The organism is Rhodococcus sp. 05-339-2, from assembly GCF_002258965.1.
Lineage (GTDB): Bacteria > Actinomycetota > Actinomycetes > Mycobacteriales > Mycobacteriaceae > Rhodococcoides.
On sequence record NZ_NOYW01000008.1, the window covers coordinates 121,059 to 140,193 of the forward strand.

The window sequence follows — 19,135 nt, forward strand, 5'->3', positions numbered from 1 at the left end:
GTTCATGACCTGGCTCAGAAGACGACTGACGGCCATCATCGATCGTCTGGGATCACAACCTGCCTGCACCCACGCTGCCGTCGACTTCGGTATTCGCGGCTGAATACGGACGGGGGTTGGCCCGCACCCTCAGCGGTCGTATGAATCCCACCATGTCAGCACTCGGGTTCCGATCAGGGTCAGCCACTTCGAGCGTTCGCCCTCCGGCACGTCGGTCTCGAACCAGACCCGACCGGACAGGGTTCGACCCTGCAACCACGTTCCGTCGCTCTGTCGGGCGGCCCGGACGACTCCGATTGCCTCCTCCAGACGGCGATCCGGCGGCGTTCCGTCGAGCACAGACGCGTGCCGAAAATAATCGAGTGCGTTGAGAGCGCTGTACATCCAGCGGAACGGGTGGACGAAGCGACTCACCCAGGGTCCGACCGCTTCGCCGGTGGACAACGTGTACAACAGCTTTCGCGTCAGCAGATATTCTTCACCGGTGCGTCGTGCGGCCCGCGTCTCCATCGTGGCACCGGTGGCCGCGTCGTACGCCAGCAATCCTTTCAGCGAGTTCAGCGTCGAGTGGAACGACGACCGGGTGGAGCCGTCGACCCACTCGCAGTTCCATCCACCGTCCTGCAGTTGGTGCGCGAGAAACCATTCGACGATGCCCTCGACGTCGGCACCGAGCCACAGCCCGTTGGCGAGGGTCCACGCATTGATGCAGCAGTCCACCTCGCCGCCCCAGTACGGCAGGTTCTCGTACTCCCACCGGCTGTTCTCCGCGAGCAGTTCTGCAGTGCGACGCGATCGCAGAACGGCTGGGTCGACACCCCATTCACGCAGCGAGTTCAGCGACCAGGTGGTTGCGGTCCAGGGTTGCCCCTGTTCGGCCGAACAGTCGAAGCCGCCAGGGAAGTAAGCACCACCCGCCCATTGGCCGTCCGCGTCCTGCAGCGCCAATAGCCGTGCACCGAATCCTTCGGTCGGCACTCGTGCGCGCGTTGCCTCCCATATCGCGGGGGATTCGTTCACGATGTCGCGCTCGACCTGCCAACGCAGCGCCGGATCCGAGTCGATGAGCCATTCGCGCAGGGAGTCGGCGACCATGGCCGAGGAGTCTAACGTCGTTCGTTCGCGGGAGGTCCAGCTAACGATCGGGTCTCGACTCGCGTGGGGTAACGCTCCGCACGATCTACGATTGCAACATGACTGCAGATCCGACCACCCCCGCACCGTCGACCAGTTCGGCCAACTGGAAACGACGCGCCATCCTCGTCGGAGCGGGCATCGTGCTTCTGCTGATCGCGTATTTCATCCTCGCGGCTTTCCTACCGCGCTGGTGGAGTCTGCGGGTCGAGGAACTGGCCGATCGCACGTTCACCAAGGGCATCTTGTGGGGACTGCTGTTCGGCATCGTCTGCACCTTCGCGCCGCTGGTGTTCTTCTGGAGCGCATGGTCGGTTCGCAAAGGCAGGGCAGGAAAGCAACTGGCGATCGGATCGGTCATCCTGGCTGTCGTCACCGCCATCCCGAACCTGTTGACACTCACCATCGTTCTCGGAACCAGCAATGCCGCTCATGCCGGCGAACGCACTCTCGACACCAGCGCACCGGGCTTCCGCGGCGCGACGGCATTGGGCGCGATCATCGCCGTGGTCCTCGTGGCTCTGCTGGTCTTCGTTGTCGTTCGCCGAAATCGTCGTCGCAGGTCCGTCGCACTGTCGCAGTGACGGTCACGCGCTCCGCAGTACGGTCGGGTCGGTGATGACGCGGATGCCCGGCTCCGGATCGAACCGGTAGCCGGCCCCGCGGACGGTGGTGATCAAACGACCGAAGTGTCCGAGTTTGGTTCGCACCCTCGACAGGTGCACGTCGACGCTGCGACCGCCGTCGGAACCGCTGAGCTCCGACCGATTCACGACAACGCGCGGGCGTTGTGCGAGATACGCGAAGATCTCGAACTCGGTGTGGCTGAGGCGCACACTCTTGCCGCCGACGATCACGTCGCGAGCCGGCAGGTCGATCACCAGAGGAGCGTTGAGTTCGTTGACCCGCACGTCGAATCGGGTGAGGATCTTCGCATGCGGGGCATAGCTTTTCGCTGCGCCACGAAGGGCATCGGCAAGTGCGTGCAGTTGTGGGCGGGTCAATCCCTGCAAGGACGACGTGCCCGAGTCCGAAATGCGGAGGACGACTGTGGCTTCGGTGCTCATGGCTGGTTGTCTCCTGTGACGAACGTGCGCTGCAGAACTGGGTCGGATGGTCAGCGTGGGCAGCGACAGTTCTCGTTCACAGTCACAGAATTATCGATGGGGTGAGGTTTCGTCAGGGATGCGCTCACCGTGATTGCAACGGTTGACCGGAGGATCTCGCGCGTGTTGCGATCAGGCGTGACCGACGCACTCCACCCTCGCACCGACCTCATCACCCGTTCCGTCGACTGGGATCATCCCGACGCCGACGCTCTCCGGGCCGAGATGGCAGCCGAGGTGGGTCCTCGCTACGCAGATCGCGCTGCCCTGATGGCGAAGACCCAGGCCAATGCCGTCGACGAGGGCACGGTGCACCGCACGTTCGTCGTCTACCGCCGCGATGCCGAGGGGGTCGAGCAGGCGGTCGGCCATGCGGCACTGCGGTGGAACGGGCTCGACCTCGAGCTCAAACGAATGTTCGTCCACGTGGACCACCGTGGAACAGGCGTCTCGACGGCACTGCTGGTCGCCTCGGAGAACGCGGCTCGTGAGCAGGGACTGCCGCGGCTGATCCTGCAAACCGGAGACCGTCAGCCCGACGCAGTCCGGCTGTACGAGAAAAGCGGTTACACCCGTATCCCGGTGTTCGCGCCCTACGACCCGCTCCCGTTCTCCAACACCTTCGAGAAACGGTGGTGAGTCGATCGAGGGTCAGAGCTTGGGCAGGGTCATGATCTCGGCACCGTCGTCGGTGATGATCACGGTGTGCTCGCTGTGCGCGGTGCGGCATCCCGTCGAGCTTCTCAAGGTCCACCCATCGGGGTCGGTGACCAGCTCGTCTGTGTTCTCCATGATCCACGGCTCCAGTGCCAGCATCAGACCCGGTCGAAGGCCGTAGCCACGGCCCGGCCGTCCGGAGTTGGACACGTGCGGGTCCTGATGCATCGTCGAGCCGATGCCGTGGCCGCCGAACTGCATGTTGATCGGATAGCCGGCGGCACCGAGGACCGTGCCGATGGCATGGGAGATGTCGCCGATCTTGTTGCCGGGGCGAGCTGCGTCGATGCCTGCGGCCAATGCTCGTTCGGTGGCCTCGATCATCGCGGTGTCTTCTCCTCGGGCCTCGCCCACGACGAAACTGATGGCCGAGTCCGCCGCCACACCGCCGAGTATCACGGCCAGATCGAGGGTGAGCAGATCGCCGTCGGCAAGAGAGTAATCGTGCGGGAGACCGTGCAGCACAGCGTCGTTGACGGAAGTGCAGATGTAGTGACCGAAGGGCCCGCTCCCGAACGACGGCGCGTAGTCGACGTAGCAGGACGTCGCCCCGGCTCCCTCGATGATCTCCTTGGTCCACTGATCGATCTCGAGCAAATTGGTGCCGACTGTGGCGCGTTCGCGGACGGTCCGAAGTATTCCGGCGACCAGGGCGCCGGATTCGCGCGCGAGGGGGATCTTGCTGGGAGGGAGGATCTCGATCATGTGGTGCCTTTCGACGTATGTCGAACAACGATACCGGTATAAGTATTGGTGTCGAGTCCGACGGCACGCAAAGCCGTGTGTCGGTTCGTGCGACGCTGTCTGTCGTGTCTGCTCATCCTCTCGACGACCCCGTTCGTAATTCCCTCGAGGGCTCGCTCTCGCGGTTCGCCGTCAGCCGCGGACGGATCGTGCGGGCAGATCCCGAGGTGTCTCCGTTCCTGGTGCACCCCGACGTGCTCGAGTCTCAGGACTGGGACGACATCGCCGCTCTGTTCGGGCCACGCACCGTCGTAGGGCTGAACGGTCCGGAACGCGCACTGCCCGAGGGGTGGTCGCATGTGGAGACATTCGGTTTGGTGCAGCTGGTCGGCACGCATCTCGAGACGCGGCCCTTCGCCGAGGCGGTCGAGCTGACGGCCGCGGACGTCCCGGAGATGCTCGATCTGGTCGGCCGCACCGAGCCGGGACCGTTCCTGCCCCGCACCATCGAACTCGGCACGTACCTCGGTGTTCGACGCGATGGCGCGCTGATCGCGATGGCGGGCGAGCGCATGCACCCTCCGGGGTGGACGGAGATCAGCGCGGTGTGCACCGACCCGGCCTTCCGCGGACAGGGTCTGGCGACGGATCTGGTTCGCGCGGTCGGTCACGGTATTCGCGGCCGCGGTGAGGAGCCGTTCCTGCATGCGTCGGACGCGAATGTCCGCGCCATCGAGCTCTACTTGTCCATCGGGTTCGAGTTGCGTCGAACCTCGCAGCTGACGTTGGTCCGTACGCCCGCGCCGAACGCGCGATAGGTTCCGAAATTCGCTGTTGCGCGCTCTGAGCCCGAAGGCATACCGTTACCTGTGCGAACAAATAGGGATGTGATCTACGACGACGGATTGGTCCGTCTCGACGAGGCAGGCGTCACCCTGAGGTACTACTACTTCCCCTTCGCCACGAAGAAGTTCGTGCCCTACGGCAGGATTCGCGCGGTCGATACCGCCGTTCTCGGCAACTGGAACGGGCGGTGGCGGCTGTGGGGTGCGTCCTGGATCGACCAGTGGCTTCCGCTGGACGTGATGCGTCCCAAGAAGGACACTGCAGTGGTGCTCACCATCCGCCGCATCTCGCCGGTCTTCACCCCCGACGATCCTGAATCGGTTGCCCATCTGATTCGCGAGCGCATGACCGCACGGCAGTGACACGCCCCGACGAGCGGTTCACGCTCGCCAGTGAGCGCACCTTTCTCGCCTGGCTGCGGACGTCGCTCGGGCTCCTGGCCGGCGGAATCGCGATCGTTCACCTGGTTCCCGATTTCAGCACGGGATGGGTTCGGACGACCCTCGGTCTGATTCTCATCGGCCTCGCCGCAGCGGCACCGATCATCGGCCTACGGCGGTGGCTGCGCGTTCGACATGCTCTGGAGAACGGTGCACCGATGCCGGAGTCTCGAGACCTGTGGATCTTCGCGATCGGTATCGGTGCGGTGGCTTTGCTGGCTGCAGTGGTCACGGTTCTGGGGATCCAGTAGTACTCAGCCGACCACCGCGGGTGCACAATCAAAGAACTAGGACGACCAACGACAGGAGTTCGGCGTGGCGCAGGGTCTCAAACTCGGTTACAAGGCATCGGCGGAGCAGTTCGGGCCGCGGGAGTTGGTCGAGCTCGGTGTGCTGGCCGAGCAGCACGGTATGGATTCGGCGACGGTCAGTGACCACTTCCAGCCGTGGCGTCACGAGGGTGGCCATGCGCCGTTCTCGCTGGCATGGATGACGGCCGTCGGTGAACGCACCAACACGATCCAGCTCGGCACCTCGGTGCTGACGCCGACGTTCCGCTACAACCCGTCGGTCATCGCGCAGGCGTTCGCGACCATGGGCTGCCTGTATCCCGGACGCATCATGCTCGGTGTGGGTACCGGTGAGGCGCTCAACGAGATCGCCACCGGGTTCACCGGCGAATGGCCGGAGTTCAAGGAACGATTCGCGCGCCTGCGTGAGTCGGTGCGGTTGATGCGTGAGCTGTGGCTCGGCGACCGGGTCGACTTCGAGGGCGAGTACTACACGACCAAGGGCGCGTCGATCTACGACGTTCCCGAGGGTGGCATCCCGGTGTACATCGCGGCCGGTGGTCCGGTGGTGGCGCGGTATGCCGGACGTGCGGGCGACGGATTCATCTGCACCTCGGGCAAGGGCATGGAGCTCTACACCGACAAACTGCTTCCCGCGGTGGAAGAGGGCGCGGGCAAAGCCGAGCGCGACGCCGGTGAGATCGACAGGATGATCGAGATCAAGATCAGCTACGACACCGATCCCGAACTGGCGCTGGAGAATTGCCGCTTCTGGGCACCGCTGTCACTGACGCCGGAGCAGAAGCACTCGATCGACGATCCGATCGAGATGGAGAAGGCCGCCGACGAGCTGCCGATCGAACAGGTCGCCAAGCGCTGGATCGTGGCATCGGACCCGGACGAGGCAGTGGAGAAGGTCAAGCAGTACACCGACGCAGGCCTGAACCACCTGGTGTTCCACGCACCGGGCCACGATCAGAAGAGGTTCCTCGAACTGTTCGAGAAGGACCTCGCGCCGCGCCTGCGCAAGCTCGGCTGACTCCCGACGAGATCAGCGATCGGCCGTGAGTGCGAACAATCGCATGTCGCGGTCGGTCCTGGTCTCGTATTCGCCGTACACCTCGACCATCGCGTCGAACTGGCGGTAGATGCGTGCCTTCTCGTCGCCGGTGATGCGGGTGGCCGTCACCGGAATCTTCTTGCCGCCGATGGCCACGACGGCCTTCGGGTCGGCGAGCAGGTTCGACGTCCACGCCGGGTGGTGCTGCTGACCGAAATTCGATCCGACGACGTAGATCTTGTCGGCCTCCCGGTAGTACAGCAGCGGGCTGGTCCTGGGTTTGCCGGATTTGCGGCCGGTGGTGGTCAGCAACACCACCGGTGCCGCGATGGGGCCGAGGACGGTGAAGCGGCCGTCGGACTTGGTCAGCAACCACCGGTCGACGCCTGCGAGGTTCCTGATGACCCACGAACCGGGCTTCGTCGACGCGAACTTCACGGCGGGCTTGCGGATGAACGAGGTTTCGCTGCCCCAGCGCACATCCGGGAACGGTGATTCGGCCATGGTTCATGGGACAACCCGACCGCGCCCGGTGTCAACACCGCAACCACTGGGCAGGAGTGGAGCCTGCGGAACGACCCCTACTAGGCTGGCGGGCATGGCTGAGCCCAGCGGCACCGACGCGTCGGACATGTATCCCTCGAGCATCTACATCGCGTCACCGGAAGGGGACACCGGGAAGTCGACCATCGCGCTCGGTGTGCTGCAGATGCTCGCCGCGTCCGCGGCCAGGGTCGGGGTGTTTCGTCCCATCGCCCGCTCCACCGACGAGCCGGATTACATCCTCGAGTTGCTCGTCGAGCACACCACCGCAGATCTGACGTACGAGCAGTCGCTCGGTGTCACGTACGAGCAGGTGCACGCCGATGCGGATGCAGCGCTCAGCGAGATCGTCAACCGGTACCACGAGGTGGCCGCTCAGTGCGACGCCGTGGTGATCGTGGGCAGCGACTACACCGACGTCGGCAGTCCCAGTGAGCTCGGTTTCAATGCTCGCATCGCCGTGAATCTCGGTGCCCCCGTGCTGCTTGCGCTGCGCGGGTCCGGTCGCACGCCCGACGAGATCGCGCAGCTGGCCACTCTGTGCCACGGCGAGCTGCGTCAGCATCATGCCCACCTGGCTGCGATCGTGGCCAACCGTTGCGCGCCGGACGATCTCGATGCGGTGACCGACGCCTTGGCGTCGGTCGGCGTGCCTGCGTGGTCGCTACCGGAGATCCCACTGCTCGTCGCGCCGACGATGGCGGAGCTGCTCGAGGCGGTGGACGGTTCCCTGTACTCCGGTGACTCGTCGCTGCTGCAGCGAGAAGCGTTGCGGGTCATGGTCGGTGGTATGACGGCCGAACACATCCTCGAACGCCTCACCGAGGGCGTCGTCGTCATCGCGCCGGCGGACCGGTCCGACGTGCTGCTCGCCCTCGTCAATGCCCATGAGGCGGAGGGTTTTCCCTCACTGGCCGGCATCATCATGAACGGCGGCATCGAACCCCATCCGGCGATCGCTCGTCTGGTGGCAGGGCTCGGCCCCCGGTTACCGATTCTGACCACCGAGCTCGGCACCTTCGATACCGCCTCCGCTGCAGCGCAGACGCGCGGCCGCGTGGCGGTGGGATCGCAGCGCAAGGTGGACACCGCACTCGGACTGATGGAACAGCGGGTCGACGCGAAAACCCTTCTGGGGCGGCTCGACATCGCCATCCCCACCATCACGACCCCGCAGATGTTCGAGTACCAGCTGATCCACCGAGCCCGCGCCGACCGCAAACACATCGTGCTTCCGGAGGGCGGTGACGATCGCATCCTCCGGGCTGCCGGACGTCTGCTGCAGCGTCAGGTCGCGGACCTGACGATCCTCGGCGAGGAGGGCCCCATTCGACGACGCGCATCGGAACTGGGCGTCGATCTCGACAGCGCTACGGTTCTCGACCCCAAGAACTGCGACTACGCCGAGGACTTCGCCGCCGAGTACACCGAGCTGCGCAAACACAAGGGCATGACGATCGACCGTGCCCGCGAGATCATGGCCGACATCTCGTACTTCGGAACGATGATGGTGCACAAAGGAATTGCCGACGGCATGGTCTCCGGTGCCGCGCACACCACCGCGCACACCATCAAGCCGTCGTTCGAGATCATCAAGACGACCGAGGGCGTATCGACCGTGTCGTCCATCTTCCTGATGTGCCTGTCCGATCGTGTTCTCGCCTACGGCGACTGCGCCGTCGTACCCGACCCGACGGCCGAGCAACTCGCCGACATCGCCTTGTCCTCCGCGCAGACAGCAGCCCAGTTCGGTATCGAGCCGCGGGTGGCGATGCTGTCGTACTCCACCGGTGAGTCCGGTTCCGGAGCCGATGTCGACAAGGTACGGCAAGCCACAGCGCTTGTGCGCGAACGTAATCCGGAACTGCTCGTGGAGGGTCCGATTCAGTACGACGCGGCGATCGAACCGTCCGTCGCCGCGTCGAAGCTGCCCGACTCCGACGTTGCAGGCCGTGCGACGGTGTTCATCTTCCCGGACCTCAACACCGGCAACAACACCTACAAGGCCGTCCAGCGCAGTGCCGGTGCGGTCGCCGTCGGACCCGTTCTGCAGGGCCTGCGCAAGCCCGTCAACGATCTCTCGCGCGGCGCGCTGGTCGAGGACATCGTCAACACCGTCGCCATCACCGCGATTCAGGCACAGGGCATCGCCGCGGCCGATGGGGAGGGCAAGTGAGCATCCTCGTCGTCAATTCCGGCTCGTCCTCGGTCAAGTTCCAACTGGTCGACCCCGGCTCGGGGGAGTCCGTGGCCAGCGGGCTCGTCGAGCGCATCGGTGAGTCCGACGGACGCGTCGAACTCGACCACCGGGGCGAGACCGTCGAGCGAGTCCAGCGCATCGACGATCACGGTGCCGGTCTGGCCCTGGCCTTCGAGATGCTCGCCGACGCAGGCGTCGACCTGGAATCGGTCACCGCCGTCGGGCACCGTGTGGTCCACGGCGGGACGGTCTTCTACCGTCCGACGATCATCGACGACTCCGTCGTGCAACAGATCTCCGATCTGAGCAACCTTGCACCGCTGCACAATCCGCCGAACGTGCTGGGCATCGAGGTCGCCAGGAAGCAACTGCCGAACGTGCCGCACGTGGCCGTGTTCGACACGGCCTTCTTTCATTCCCTGCCCGACGCCGCCGCGACCTACGCCATCGACGCAACCGTCGCTGCCGAGCACGACATTCGGCGCTACGGCTTCCACGGCACCTCGCATCGGTACGTGTCCGAGCAGGTGGCGCAGTTCCTCGGTCGCGACCTCGCCGACATCGACCAGATCGTGCTGCATCTGGGCAACGGTGCCTCGGCCTCGGCCGTCGCAGGAGGCAAGGCGGTCGACACCTCGATGGGACTGACTCCGCTCGAAGGGCTCGTGATGGGTACCCGCAGTGGGGATATCGACCCCGGTGTGATCATGCACCTGCGGCGCAGTGCAGGAATGAGCGTCGACGACATCGACGACCTGCTCAACCGTCGCTCCGGCCTGATCGGACTGTCCGGGGTCAACGACTTCAGACAACTGCAGCAGCGCATCGACGACGGGGACGCCTCCGCACGCCTGGCGTACGAGGTCTACATTCATCGTCTCCGCAAGTACATCGGCGCATACATGATCGGCTTGGGCAAGCTCGACGCCATCACGTTCACCGCCGGTGTCGGTGAGAACGCCGCAGCGGTGCGTGCGGATGCCCTGGCGAATCTCGAGGGCTTCGGCATCGAGATCGATGCCGAGCGTAATGCGCTGCGCAGCAAACAGGCTCGGGTGATCTCGACCGACTCGTCTGCCGTCACGGTGTTGGTGGTGCCGACCGACGAGGAGCTGGCGATCGCTCGTGCGGCGGACGACCTCGTCCGCGAAGGCAGCTAGAACAGCGCTGCAGTCAGAAGAGCGACCGTGGCCTGATCGCGTTCGCCAGATCCACCAGCGAGAAGCGGTGGGCGCGATCGGTGGCGTTGCGGGCCAGTGCGCGAAGGCCCTTCTCGGTGCCGCGCCGCAACCCGTCCTCGGTGAACGGGACGCTGAGAATGGGTTCTCGCTCGGCTGTGGCGGCGTGGCCGGAGACGATCCAGTCCAGGGCCATCGCCAGCACCAGCGTCCGCATCTGCAACGCCCGGCTCTCGGCTTTGGGTAGCAGCGCCACTCGCCGTGCTGCAGAACGGAAATCGGCCTCGGACAGCTCGGCTCGCGAGCGATCCATCAGCAACGTCAACACGCTGGTCATGCGGGCCATGGAGTAGTGCCGCGAGCTGATCGGCACCTGATCGAGCGCGGCGATGGCACCGGTCTGATCGCCGCGGCGCTGCAACTGCCTCGCCAGGCCGAACGCCGAGCTGACGATGCCACGATTGGTTCGCCACACCGCTCGGTACAGGCCCTCGGCGCGGGCCCGCCACTTCTCGGCTTCCTCCTTGTCGCCCGCGGCCACATGCCCGAGCAGTTCCGACGTGGCTCCGAGAGCGAGCTTGGGCGCGAGTTCGCCGGGCATCGCACCGAGCACGTTGTCGAAATGGGTGAACGCAGAATCGTATTCGTGATGCAGCAGCGCGATCAGGCCCGCGTACCACTGCACCCGCCACGGGTCGGCAGTGTGGTCGGTCGACTGCACCTTCGCCAGGATGTCGGTTGCATCGACGACGTTCCCGAGATCCAGGTGGGCCTTGACCTCGGCGAGCGTGATCTCGAGGCTCAGTTCCACCGGACTCGACGAACCTGCGGAGCGGCCCGATTCGGCCCCGGCGGTGACGCGTTCGATGCCGTTGCGTTTGGCGTGCTGCAGCGAGTCCAGGGTCTGTCGCGGTTCGACGTGTACGGCCGCCGCCAGCAACGGTGCGCTCGGATCGTTGGGGTCCACCAGTGGAACCGGAAGCGCAGCAACCACTTCGGCGGCCGTCATTCGTTCGTGGCGTACCGTACCGTCCACGTAGGTGTCGGTGCGTCCCACCGACTGCTCGGTGCCGAAGGTCGTACGGGGCGGGCTGAACACCGTCGACAGTCCGGGCCGCTCGACACCTGTCCTGATGGCCAGAATCTCACGCAGCACGCCGGTGGCCTGCCCGGCCAACTCGTCCGCGGATCGGAACCGCCGAGTGGGGTCCTCGTGCGTCGCGCGCAGCAGCAGTCGATGCAACGACGGAAACTGCTGTAGCACTTCGGATTCCTCGGCCGAGGGGAGGCCGTCGAGGTACTTGCCGTTCTTCGACGGCATGTCCAGCGTCAACACCGCGAGTGTGCGGCCGACGGTGAAGATGTCCGACGCCACCGTCGGTCCCGTCTTCACGATCTCCGGTGCCTGATAGCCCACCGTGCCGTACAGGTAGCCGTAGTCCTCGATGCCCGCGACCGCGCCGAGGTCGATGAGTTTGATCTGGTCGTCGGAGACCATGATGTTCTCCGGTTTGAGGTCGTTGTAGACCAGCCCGATCGAATGCAGATAGCCCAGTGCCGGAAGCACTTCGAGTACGTAGGCCAACGCTTGCTCGACGGGCAGACGGGCACCGTCACCGCAGGCAGTGAGGATGTCGCGCAGCGAACGGCCGCCGACGTACTCCATCACGATGAAGCCGACGGTCGAGCCGTCGCTGCGGGGTTGCTCGACGAAGTTGTAGATCTTCACCACGCCGGGGTGGGCGACCTCGGCGAGGAACTGTCGCTCCGCGACCGCGACCGCGTGCGCCTCTTCGTCCCCGAAATGCAGCAGTCCCTTGAGGACCACCCAGCGGTCACTGACGTTGCGGTCGATGGCGAGGTAGATCCAGCCGAGCCCACCGTGTGCGATGCAGCCCTGCACGTCGTACTGGCCGACCACGCGATCGCCCGGCTCCAGCAGTGGAGTGAAGTCGAACGTGGCACCGCAGTGCGGGCAGATACCCATCGCCACGTCGGGCTCACCCGGTTCGCTGCGACCGACCTTGGCATTGCACTTCCAACAGAACCGTTTGTGCTGCGGCACCGTCGGATCCGACATCACTGCAGTGGCGGGATCGATCGGTTCGACGCGAGGCACGTCCACCAGACCGCCGCCGAGTCGTCGCCGAATGCCGGTGCTGCGCGATCGACCGGATCTCGATCGACCCGTCTTGGAGCGGGTGGAAGCGGACTGTGACGCCGTCGATGTCGGGGTCGGATCGCCGACCGTCGACCGCGAGACGGCCTGAGTACGCTCGACGCCGTCCGTTGCCGACACTGCTTGCGTTCTCGACACCGCCCGGGTGCGCTCGCTGTCGTCGGTGCGCGAGACCGCCTGCGTTCGCTCCGCCGGGGCCGTGGGCTGCTGTTCGTCGTCCATGTCCAGGCCCCTAATCGCTGTACGTCGCGCTGGGCGGACCGGGGGAGGGACCGAGCACCGTCAGCCAACGATCGTAGATGCGATTCCAGGTGCCGTCGGAGCGGATGCGCGCCAACGTCCCGTTGACGAAGCGCACCAGATCCTCGTTGTTCTTGTTGATCCCCACCCCGTACGGCTCCGGGCTCAGGCTGTCACCGACGATCTCGAGGTAGGGATCCTGAGCGGCGAGACCGGCGAGGATGGCGTCGTCGGTGCTGATGGCGTCGACCTGCCGTTGCTGCAGCACCACAAGGCAATCCGACCACATCGGCACCGTCACCACCGTCGCGGCGGGTTGGACGCGTTGAACGCGTCGCAGCGAGGTGGTGCCCTCCACTGCGCACACTCTCTTGCCTGCCAGATCCTCGACACCGCGGATGCCCGATCCCTGTACCACCAGAACACGGTGCTGCGCTTGGAAGTACACGGTGGAGAACTGGACATCCTTGCGGCGAGCACACGTGATGGTCATGGTCTTGACCACCATGTCCACCGAAGAATCCTGCAGAGCTTCGAGCCGCTGCGCAGAGGTGAGGATGCGAAAGTCCAATCGATTCGGGTCGCCGAACAGATCTCGTGAGACTTCCCGCGCGATGTCGACATCGAACCCGACCAGCTGGCCGGTCATCGGATCACGGAAGCTGAAAAGATTGCTGCCCGTGTCTAACCCGACGACCAACCGGCCCTTGGCGCGCAATGCGTCGACGGTCGGTTGTGGCGGCGGCGGAGCATCGGTGCCTGTCTGCAGCGGGCGCAGGCTGGCGGTGGGGCGCGCGCACTCGTCGTCGGCGGGACTCTCGGTGGGGCGGGCGGCGACGGACGCGCCGTCCGGTAGCGGCGGTTCGGTGAACGTCGTCTCCGCTTGCGGCGGAGCGTTTTCCGGCGTGGCGCAGCCGACCACCAGGGAGGTGACCAGAATGCCAACGGCAAGTAGACGTTTCACAGGTACTCACGCAGCCTCGGGAAAAGGCCGATACCGAAGGCGACCGACGCGAAGACGGTGAGCACGTAGGCACCGTTCGACAGTCCGGACAGCACCCACACCGATCGGTCGATGTTAGACCGCAGTTCGCTTCGCGCGTTCTCGATTCCGTCGACCAGAACACTGTCGAGCGCGGTGAACGCGGCCGCCGAATCGGACTCGCCCGAGCCGGTGGCAATGGAGACCGCGCCGTTGAAATCGCCGACCTCGAGGGCGGAGTCGATCCTCGAGTGCGAGACCGACCACGTGTTCAGTGCATCGATCACCGTGGTGTCGCCCTGGAACATCTCGGTGAGCCGAGAGACGTTGGCGTCGAACGATTCTCCGTAATCCTGGCCGCCGCCACGACGAGCGAGGTCGAGTGTCTCGTCCGCTCTGGCCTGTTGCGCCAGAATGAAACCCGTCGTGTAGGACTTCAACGGGGACACTCCACGGTCGATCGCACGATCGGTGGCGATCGAGGAAATCAGTCCCACCACCAGCATCCAGCCGAGCAGTCCGGCGACAGCAACTGTGGCAGTGAGGAATCCGGCGTTCAACGTTCGGCGGGTGGTCCGCGACAGATACCACTGAGCCAGGCCGGTCATCAGCAACAGGAACACCAGCGAGCCGATCGCGAACAGTGGAGGACTGGTGAATCGTTCCTGATCGGCCGAGACTCGCGACGCCTGTTCGGTGTACAACTTCTCGGCCAGCGGGAGCAAACTCGACTGCATCATGGTCGACGCCTCGCCGAGATACGCCGCGCCCACCGGATTTCCGCTGCGGTTGTTGGCTCGCGCAGTCTCGACCAGACCGCTGTACACCGGCAACCCGGCGGCGATCTGGGTGAGCACCGCGCTGGTGGCCGCGTCGTTCTCGGTCACCCCGGCCGAGGCCGCGATCAGCTCGGACGACGCCTCGCCGAGCGCCTGCGAGTAGCGCTCGCGTACCTCGGGCGGTTCGAGACCACCGGCGATGAACGCGGTGGCCGCGGCCGCGTCGGCCACCGACAGAGCCCCGTACAGATTCTGCGCCGAGTTCGCGAAGGGCTCGGTGCGCACCAACAGGGTGCCGAGGGTGTCGACCCGATCGGTCACGGCCGTGGACGCAAGATTTCCGACCGTCAACGCGAGCACCACCAGCGCGATTCCCATCGCGACCAACCGCGCGGGCGTCGAGCGCATCGTGTAGCGAACCGGTGGCTTGCCTGCAGCGACACCGACGTGTGTGGCCGTTGTCGGGGGGACGGCAGCGGAGGGGGTAATACCGGCCGCGATCACGCACCCGAGCATATAAGTAGGCGGACGGTACTGCAGCCACTACAGGCAGGTGATTCACCTAGGGTGGTGAGCATGCGTGGTGACGGCGACGGCTGGGTGATCGGCGAGAACGGCACTCGGCACTGGGGAAGGCACGGTGCCGCCGGCCTGCTGCTGCGCGCACCGTCCGACGCAGGCGAGCCCATGGTGTTGCTGCAGCACCGTGCCCTGTGGAGTCACCAGGGCGGAACGTGGGCACTGCCCGGCGGAGCCCGCGATTCCCACGAGAGCACGGCGCACGCGGCGGTGCGCGAGGCCCACGAAGAAGCCGGTATCACGGCCGAACAGGTCAGTGTTCGCAGCGAGCGCGTCACCGCGAGTGTCGAGAGCGGCTGGTCGTACACCACCGTCGTCGCCGACGCCGATCATCCGTTGACCACCGTGCCCAACGGGGAGAGCACCGAGCTGCGCTGGGTGCCGGAGTCGGTCGTCGACGAACTCCCCTTGCACCCGGGCTTCGCGTCGAGCTGGCCGTCGTTGCGTACCGTGCCGCTGCGGGTGCTGCTCGACACCGCCAACGTGCTGGGGTCCCGGCCGAACGGATGGTGGAAGGACCGCACCGGGTCGACGAGCGCACTGCTGACCTCGCTCGCCGAGACGCTGCCTCGCACCGTCGAACTGCCCAGCGGTCAGTACGGCTGGCTCACCCGCATCGACGCCGTGCTCGAAGGCCGGGCCAGGGACGCCGTGGTGGACGACCCCCGCACCCGCACGATTCTCGCCGACGGCAGTGGCGACGACACCTTGGCCGAGCAGGCCCACATCGACGGAGACCTGACCGCGCTCGTCACCGCAGACCGCGGACTACGCGACCGGCTGCCGGAATCGGTGCAGGTCCTGACGCCGTCCGCAGTACTGGGTTGGCTCTAGGCCTGCAGTGCTCGGACCAAGTCGCGGGCTGCGGCCTGTGGATCCCGCGCCTCGGTGATCGCGCGGACCACGACGATGCGATCGGCACCGGCGGCCCGAACCTGATCGACATTGGTCGCGTCGACGCCGCCGATGGCGAACCACGGCCGTTCCGGCAGCGCGTCCGCCGTCGCCCGCAGAGTCTCGAGCCCCGCGGCCTTGCGGTTGGGCTTGGTGGGCGTCGGCCACACCGGCCCGACGGCGAAGTAGTCGACGCCGTCCTCGATCGCGGCGAGCGAGGACTGGGCGCGGTTCTGCGTCGAGCGGCCGATCACCACATCCGGCCCCAGGATCTGCCGCGCGTAATGCACCGGCAGATCACCCTGACCGAGGTGCAGCACATCCGCGCCCGAGGCCAACGCCAGATCCGCACGGTCGTTGACCGCCAACAGCGCACCGTGCCGCTTGGTCGCAGCGAGCAGAATCGCCAGCGCCGCGAGCTCGTCCTTGGCCTCGAGGGGCCCGAACTCGCGCTCGCCTGCGGAATTCTTGTCACGCAGCTGGATGATGTCGACGCCACCGGACAACGCGGCCTCGGCGAACTGCGCGAGGTCGCCCTTGTCGCGCCTGGCATCGGTACACAGGTACAGGCGAGCGGACGCAAGACGCTCACGGGGAGTCTGGTTGCGGGCGGTCTGAGATGGATGCACAAAGCGAACTGTATTCTCATGGAGGCCGCCACCGACGACGGAGTGGCCGAGAAATCGCGGGAGTCCCGAGGATCGTGGGGCTGAGAGTGGGTTCGCCGCCCTTACCGTCAATACCTGAACCCGATCATGCGGGCGCAGGGAGTGAGGACGTGAATCGCGTGCACATCGTCGTTATCGGCGGAGGCGTCATCGGGTTGTCGACGGCGCTGCGCCTGAGCCAGGACGGTCACCGAGTGGTGGTGCACGATCCCGCGCTCGGCAAGGGCGCATCCTGGGTCGCAGGCGGCATGCTGGCACCGCTGTCCGAGGGCTGGCCCGGCGAACACGAACTGCTGCACCTGGGCGCTGCGTCGCTGGCGAGGTGGCCGGACTTCGCCCGACGCCTCCCCGGACCCTCGGTGTTCTCCGCAACCGGATCGGTGACGGTTGCCCTCGACTCGGCCGATGCCGCCGACCTACGAACCATCGCCGAATGGGTGGGCGAACAGGGACACGAACTCGAGATTCTCGGCCGCGCACAGCTGCGTGAGCTCGAACCTGCACTGGCGCAGAACATCCGACTGGGCCTGCTGGCTCCGACCGAGTTGTCGGTGGACAATCGGGCGCTGATCGCCGCGCTCGAGCAGGGGTGCCGGGACGCTGGAGTCGAACTGGTGACCACCCCGGTGGAGACCGTGCCCGACGCCGATCAGGTGGTCCTGGCCGCCGGGGCACAGTCGGCCGCATTGTGGCCCACGCTGCCCGTCCGGCCGGTCAAAGGCGAGATCCTGCGACTGCGACGACGGCCGAGCGCCGCACCGCCGCCATCGCGCACCGTCCGCGGAACCGTGCACGGCCGCGCGATCTACCTGGTACCGCGCGGCGACGGATTGGTCGTCGGCGCAACCCAATACGAATCCGGCCAGGACGCCCAGGTCACCGTCGCCGGGGTACGAGACCTCATCGCCGACGCCGAACGACTCATGCCGAGCATCGGCGAGTACGAACTGTACGAAACCGCTGCCGGCCTGCGGCCGATGAGCCCGGACGGGCTACCTCTGATCGGCAGGCTGTCTCCCCGGTTGATCGCCGCCACCGGACACGGACGCAACGGCATCCTGCTCGCCCCCATCACCGCCGACGCCGTCGCCGCACTGGTGTCCGGCGAGACGCTACCCGAGGCGAAAGCAGCCGACCCCCAGAGATTTCCGCAGATCGAGAGGACACCATGACACAGGTCGCGATCGGTATCACCGTCAACGGTGAAGACCACCTGCTCACCGAGGACATGACCATGCGTCGGCTGCTCGAATTCCTGGGCATGCCCGAGAAAGGCATCGCCGTCGCCGTCGACGGTGCCGTGCTGCCCAAGAGTCGCTGGGACAGCACCAGCGTCGAAAAGGGTTGGACCATCGACATTCTCACGGCGGTACAGGGTGGATAGCGCACTCACCATCGCCGACCGCACTTTCGCCTCCCGGCTCATCACCGGCACCGGGGGAGCGGCCAATCTCGCGGTACTCGAGGAAGCCCTCGTCGCATCGGGAACCGAACTGACCACCGTTGCGATGCGCCGCGTCGACGCCGCCGGTGGGACGGGAGTGCTGGATCTGCTGCGCCGGTTGAACATCGCCCCGCTGCCCAACACCGCAGGCTGCCGCGGCGCGGCCGAAGCAGTGCTCACCGCGCAACTGGGCCGTGAGGCGCTCGAGACGGACTGGGTGAAACTCGAAGTGATCGCCGACGAGCGAACCCTGCTGCCCGACGCCATCGAATTGGTCACGGCCGCAGAACAACTCGTGGACGACGGCTTCCAGGTTCTCCCGTACACCACCGACGACCCGGTACTGGCCAAGCGGCTAGAGGACATCGGCTGCGTGGCCGTCATGCCGCTCGGCTCACCCATCGGCACCGGCCTCGGCATCGCCAACCCTCACAACATCGAGATGATCGTCGACGCCGCATCGGTTCCGGTGATCCTCGACGCGGGCATCGGCACCGCCAGCGACGCCACCCTCGCGATGGAACTCGGCTGCGACGCGGTGTTGCTCGCGACCGCAGTGACCCGGGCGAAGGACCCGGCGCTGATGGCGTCGGCGATGCGGAACGCGGTGGCGGCGGGATACCAGGCCCGACATGCCGGCCGTATCCCGAAACGATTCTGGGCGCAGGCCAGCTCGCCCATGTGACCGCTGTGTCATCGGCGTAGCTCTTGTTCGTGGTGTTGCTTTCCGGCAAACGCGCGCGCTTTTGCGGAAGGCGCGCGAATTAGTGGCGGATAGGTGGGCGATTGTGCGCGCGCCTGACGAATGCGCGCGCATTTGCCGGCGGCGGGTGTGTGACTCGGGCTCGCCCATGTGGCTGCTGTGTCGTCGGCGTAGCTCCTGTTCGTGGTGTTGCTTTCCGGCAAACGCGCGCGCTTTTGCGGAAGGCGCGCGAATTAGTGGCGGATACGTGGGCGATTGCGCGCGCACGTGACGAATGCGCGCGCATTTGCCGGCGGCGGGTGTGTGACTCCGGCTCGTCCAAGCGGCTGCTGTGTCGTCGGCGTAGCTCTTGTTGTGGTCCTGCTTTTCCGGCAAACGCGCGCGCGTTTGCGGAAGGCGCGCGAAATAGTGGCGGTTAGGTGGGCGATTGCGCGCGCACGTGACGAATGCGCGCGCGTTTGCGGCTGTG

20 protein-coding genes are annotated in these 19,135 nt (G+C 66.0%); 12 read left to right on the forward strand and 8 right to left on the reverse strand.

From position 1 onward, the window contains the following. Positions 1-129: 129 nt before the first annotated feature. Positions 130-1,095 (reverse strand): prenyltransferase/squalene oxidase repeat-containing protein, encoded by a 966-nt coding sequence (locus CH273_RS06805; RefSeq protein WP_032393748.1) that lies wholly within the window; start codon positions 1,093-1,095, stop codon positions 130-132. Positions 1,096-1,193: 98 nt separating this feature from the next. On the opposite strand from CH273_RS06805, the gene CH273_RS06810 reads away from it, so the two are divergent. After that, positions 1,194-1,718, forward strand: coding sequence for a hypothetical protein (locus tag CH273_RS06810; protein ID WP_032393749.1), 525 nt, complete (start codon positions 1,194-1,196; stop codon positions 1,716-1,718). A gap of 3 nt (positions 1,719-1,721) precedes the next feature. On the opposite strand, the gene CH273_RS06815 is transcribed toward CH273_RS06810, so the two are convergent. After that, positions 1,722-2,201 carry a winged helix-turn-helix domain-containing protein gene (locus CH273_RS06815; protein ID WP_032393750.1) on the reverse strand — a complete coding sequence of 160 codons (480 nt, stop codon included), beginning with the start codon at positions 2,199-2,201 and terminating at the stop codon, positions 1,722-1,724. 264 nt (positions 2,202-2,465) lie between these two features. Between CH273_RS06815 and CH273_RS06820 the strand changes: the two genes are divergently transcribed. Continuing rightward, positions 2,466-2,879, forward strand: a complete 414-nt coding sequence (locus CH273_RS06820; RefSeq protein ID WP_082322374.1) for a GNAT family N-acetyltransferase — start codon at positions 2,466-2,468, stop codon at positions 2,877-2,879. Positions 2,880-2,891: 12 nt separating this feature from the next. On the opposite strand, the gene map is transcribed toward CH273_RS06820, so the two are convergent. Continuing rightward, on the reverse strand, positions 2,892-3,662 hold the full coding sequence (gene map, locus CH273_RS06825; RefSeq protein ID WP_032393751.1) for a type I methionyl aminopeptidase: 771 nt from the start codon (positions 3,660-3,662) through the stop codon (positions 2,892-2,894). 104 nt (positions 3,663-3,766) lie between these two features. Between map and CH273_RS06830 the strand changes: the two genes are divergently transcribed. The 4 genes from CH273_RS06830 to fgd all read left to right on the forward strand — a co-directional run bounded on the left by CH273_RS06830 (position 3,767) and on the right by fgd (position 6,256). Continuing rightward, entirely contained in the window at positions 3,767-4,459 is a 693-nt protein-coding gene (locus tag CH273_RS06830) for a GNAT family N-acetyltransferase (protein WP_094637981.1), read from the forward strand. Between the two features lie 69 nt (positions 4,460-4,528). Then, positions 4,529-4,849 carry a hypothetical protein gene (locus tag CH273_RS06835; RefSeq protein WP_082073910.1) on the forward strand — a complete coding sequence of 107 codons (321 nt, stop codon included), beginning with the start codon at positions 4,529-4,531 and terminating at the stop codon, positions 4,847-4,849. Beyond that, positions 4,846-5,178: a YidH family protein gene (locus CH273_RS06840; protein ID WP_032393753.1), complete on the forward strand. Its 333-nt coding sequence runs from the start codon at positions 4,846-4,848 to the stop codon at positions 5,176-5,178. Before CH273_RS06835 ends, CH273_RS06840 begins: the two co-directional genes overlap by 4 nt. A gap of 64 nt (positions 5,179-5,242) precedes the next feature. After that, on the forward strand, positions 5,243-6,256 hold the full coding sequence (gene fgd / locus CH273_RS06845; protein ID WP_032380238.1) for a glucose-6-phosphate dehydrogenase (coenzyme-F420): 1,014 nt from the start codon (positions 5,243-5,245) through the stop codon (positions 6,254-6,256). A 12-nt stretch (positions 6,257-6,268) separates the two neighbouring features. On the opposite strand, the gene CH273_RS06850 is transcribed toward fgd, so the two are convergent. Beyond that, on the reverse strand, positions 6,269-6,781 hold the full coding sequence (locus CH273_RS06850) for a nitroreductase/quinone reductase family protein (RefSeq protein ID WP_032393754.1): 513 nt from the start codon (positions 6,779-6,781) through the stop codon (positions 6,269-6,271). A 94-nt stretch (positions 6,782-6,875) separates the two neighbouring features. Here CH273_RS06850 and pta point away from each other — a divergent pair, with 94 nt between their 5' ends. Together pta and CH273_RS06860 are read left to right on the forward strand one after the other, a co-directional pair. Then, positions 6,876-8,996, forward strand: coding sequence for a phosphate acetyltransferase (pta, locus tag CH273_RS06855; RefSeq protein WP_052049228.1), 2,121 nt, complete (start codon positions 6,876-6,878; stop codon positions 8,994-8,996). Next, positions 8,993-10,180 carry an acetate kinase gene (locus CH273_RS06860; protein ID WP_032393755.1) on the forward strand — a complete coding sequence of 396 codons (1,188 nt, stop codon included), beginning with the start codon at positions 8,993-8,995 and terminating at the stop codon, positions 10,178-10,180. Before pta ends, CH273_RS06860 begins: the two co-directional genes overlap by 4 nt. Positions 10,181-10,193: 13 nt before the next feature. On the opposite strand, the gene CH273_RS06865 is transcribed toward CH273_RS06860, so the two are convergent. Genes CH273_RS06865 through CH273_RS06875 form a run of 3 tightly spaced genes read right to left on the reverse strand, consistent with a single transcriptional unit; the run spans position 10,194 to position 14,882 of the window. Beyond that, entirely contained in the window at positions 10,194-12,599 is a 2,406-nt protein-coding gene (locus tag CH273_RS06865) for a serine/threonine-protein kinase (RefSeq protein ID WP_052049229.1), read from the reverse strand. A 10-nt stretch (positions 12,600-12,609) separates the two neighbouring features. After that, positions 12,610-13,581 carry a glutamate ABC transporter substrate-binding protein gene (locus tag CH273_RS06870; RefSeq protein ID WP_032393756.1) on the reverse strand — a complete coding sequence of 324 codons (972 nt, stop codon included), beginning with the start codon at positions 13,579-13,581 and terminating at the stop codon, positions 12,610-12,612. Beyond that, positions 13,578-14,882 (reverse strand): hypothetical protein, encoded by a 1,305-nt coding sequence (locus tag CH273_RS06875; RefSeq protein WP_032394126.1) that lies wholly within the window; start codon positions 14,880-14,882, stop codon positions 13,578-13,580. Before CH273_RS06875 ends, CH273_RS06870 begins: the two co-directional genes overlap by 4 nt. A gap of 72 nt (positions 14,883-14,954) precedes the next feature. Here CH273_RS06875 and CH273_RS06880 point away from each other — a divergent pair, with 72 nt between their 5' ends. Then, positions 14,955-15,791 (forward strand): NUDIX hydrolase, encoded by an 837-nt coding sequence (locus CH273_RS06880; RefSeq protein ID WP_032394127.1) that lies wholly within the window; start codon positions 14,955-14,957, stop codon positions 15,789-15,791. Here CH273_RS06880 and thiE read toward each other — a convergent pair. After that, a complete protein-coding gene (gene thiE / locus CH273_RS06885) occupies positions 15,788-16,480 on the reverse strand; it encodes a thiamine phosphate synthase (RefSeq protein WP_032393757.1) in 693 nt (230 codons plus the stop codon). The two genes, CH273_RS06880 and thiE, sit on opposite strands and share 4 nt — an antisense overlap. Positions 16,481-16,638: 158 nt before the next feature. Between thiE and thiO the strand changes: the two genes are divergently transcribed. Genes thiO through thiG form a run of 3 tightly spaced genes read left to right on the forward strand, consistent with a single transcriptional unit; the run spans position 16,639 to position 18,648 of the window. Next, complete coding sequence (thiO, locus tag CH273_RS06890) at positions 16,639-17,691, forward strand: glycine oxidase ThiO (protein WP_082322375.1); 1,053 nt, start codon at positions 16,639-16,641, stop codon at positions 17,689-17,691. Next, positions 17,688-17,903 (forward strand): sulfur carrier protein ThiS, encoded by a 216-nt coding sequence (gene thiS, locus CH273_RS06895; RefSeq protein ID WP_032393759.1) that lies wholly within the window; start codon positions 17,688-17,690, stop codon positions 17,901-17,903. Before thiO ends, thiS begins: the two co-directional genes overlap by 4 nt. Next, positions 17,896-18,648 carry a thiazole synthase gene (gene thiG / locus CH273_RS06900; RefSeq protein WP_032393760.1) on the forward strand — a complete coding sequence of 251 codons (753 nt, stop codon included), beginning with the start codon at positions 17,896-17,898 and terminating at the stop codon, positions 18,646-18,648. The genes thiS and thiG overlap by 8 nt, the downstream gene beginning before the upstream one ends. Positions 18,649-19,135 lie beyond the last annotated feature (487 nt).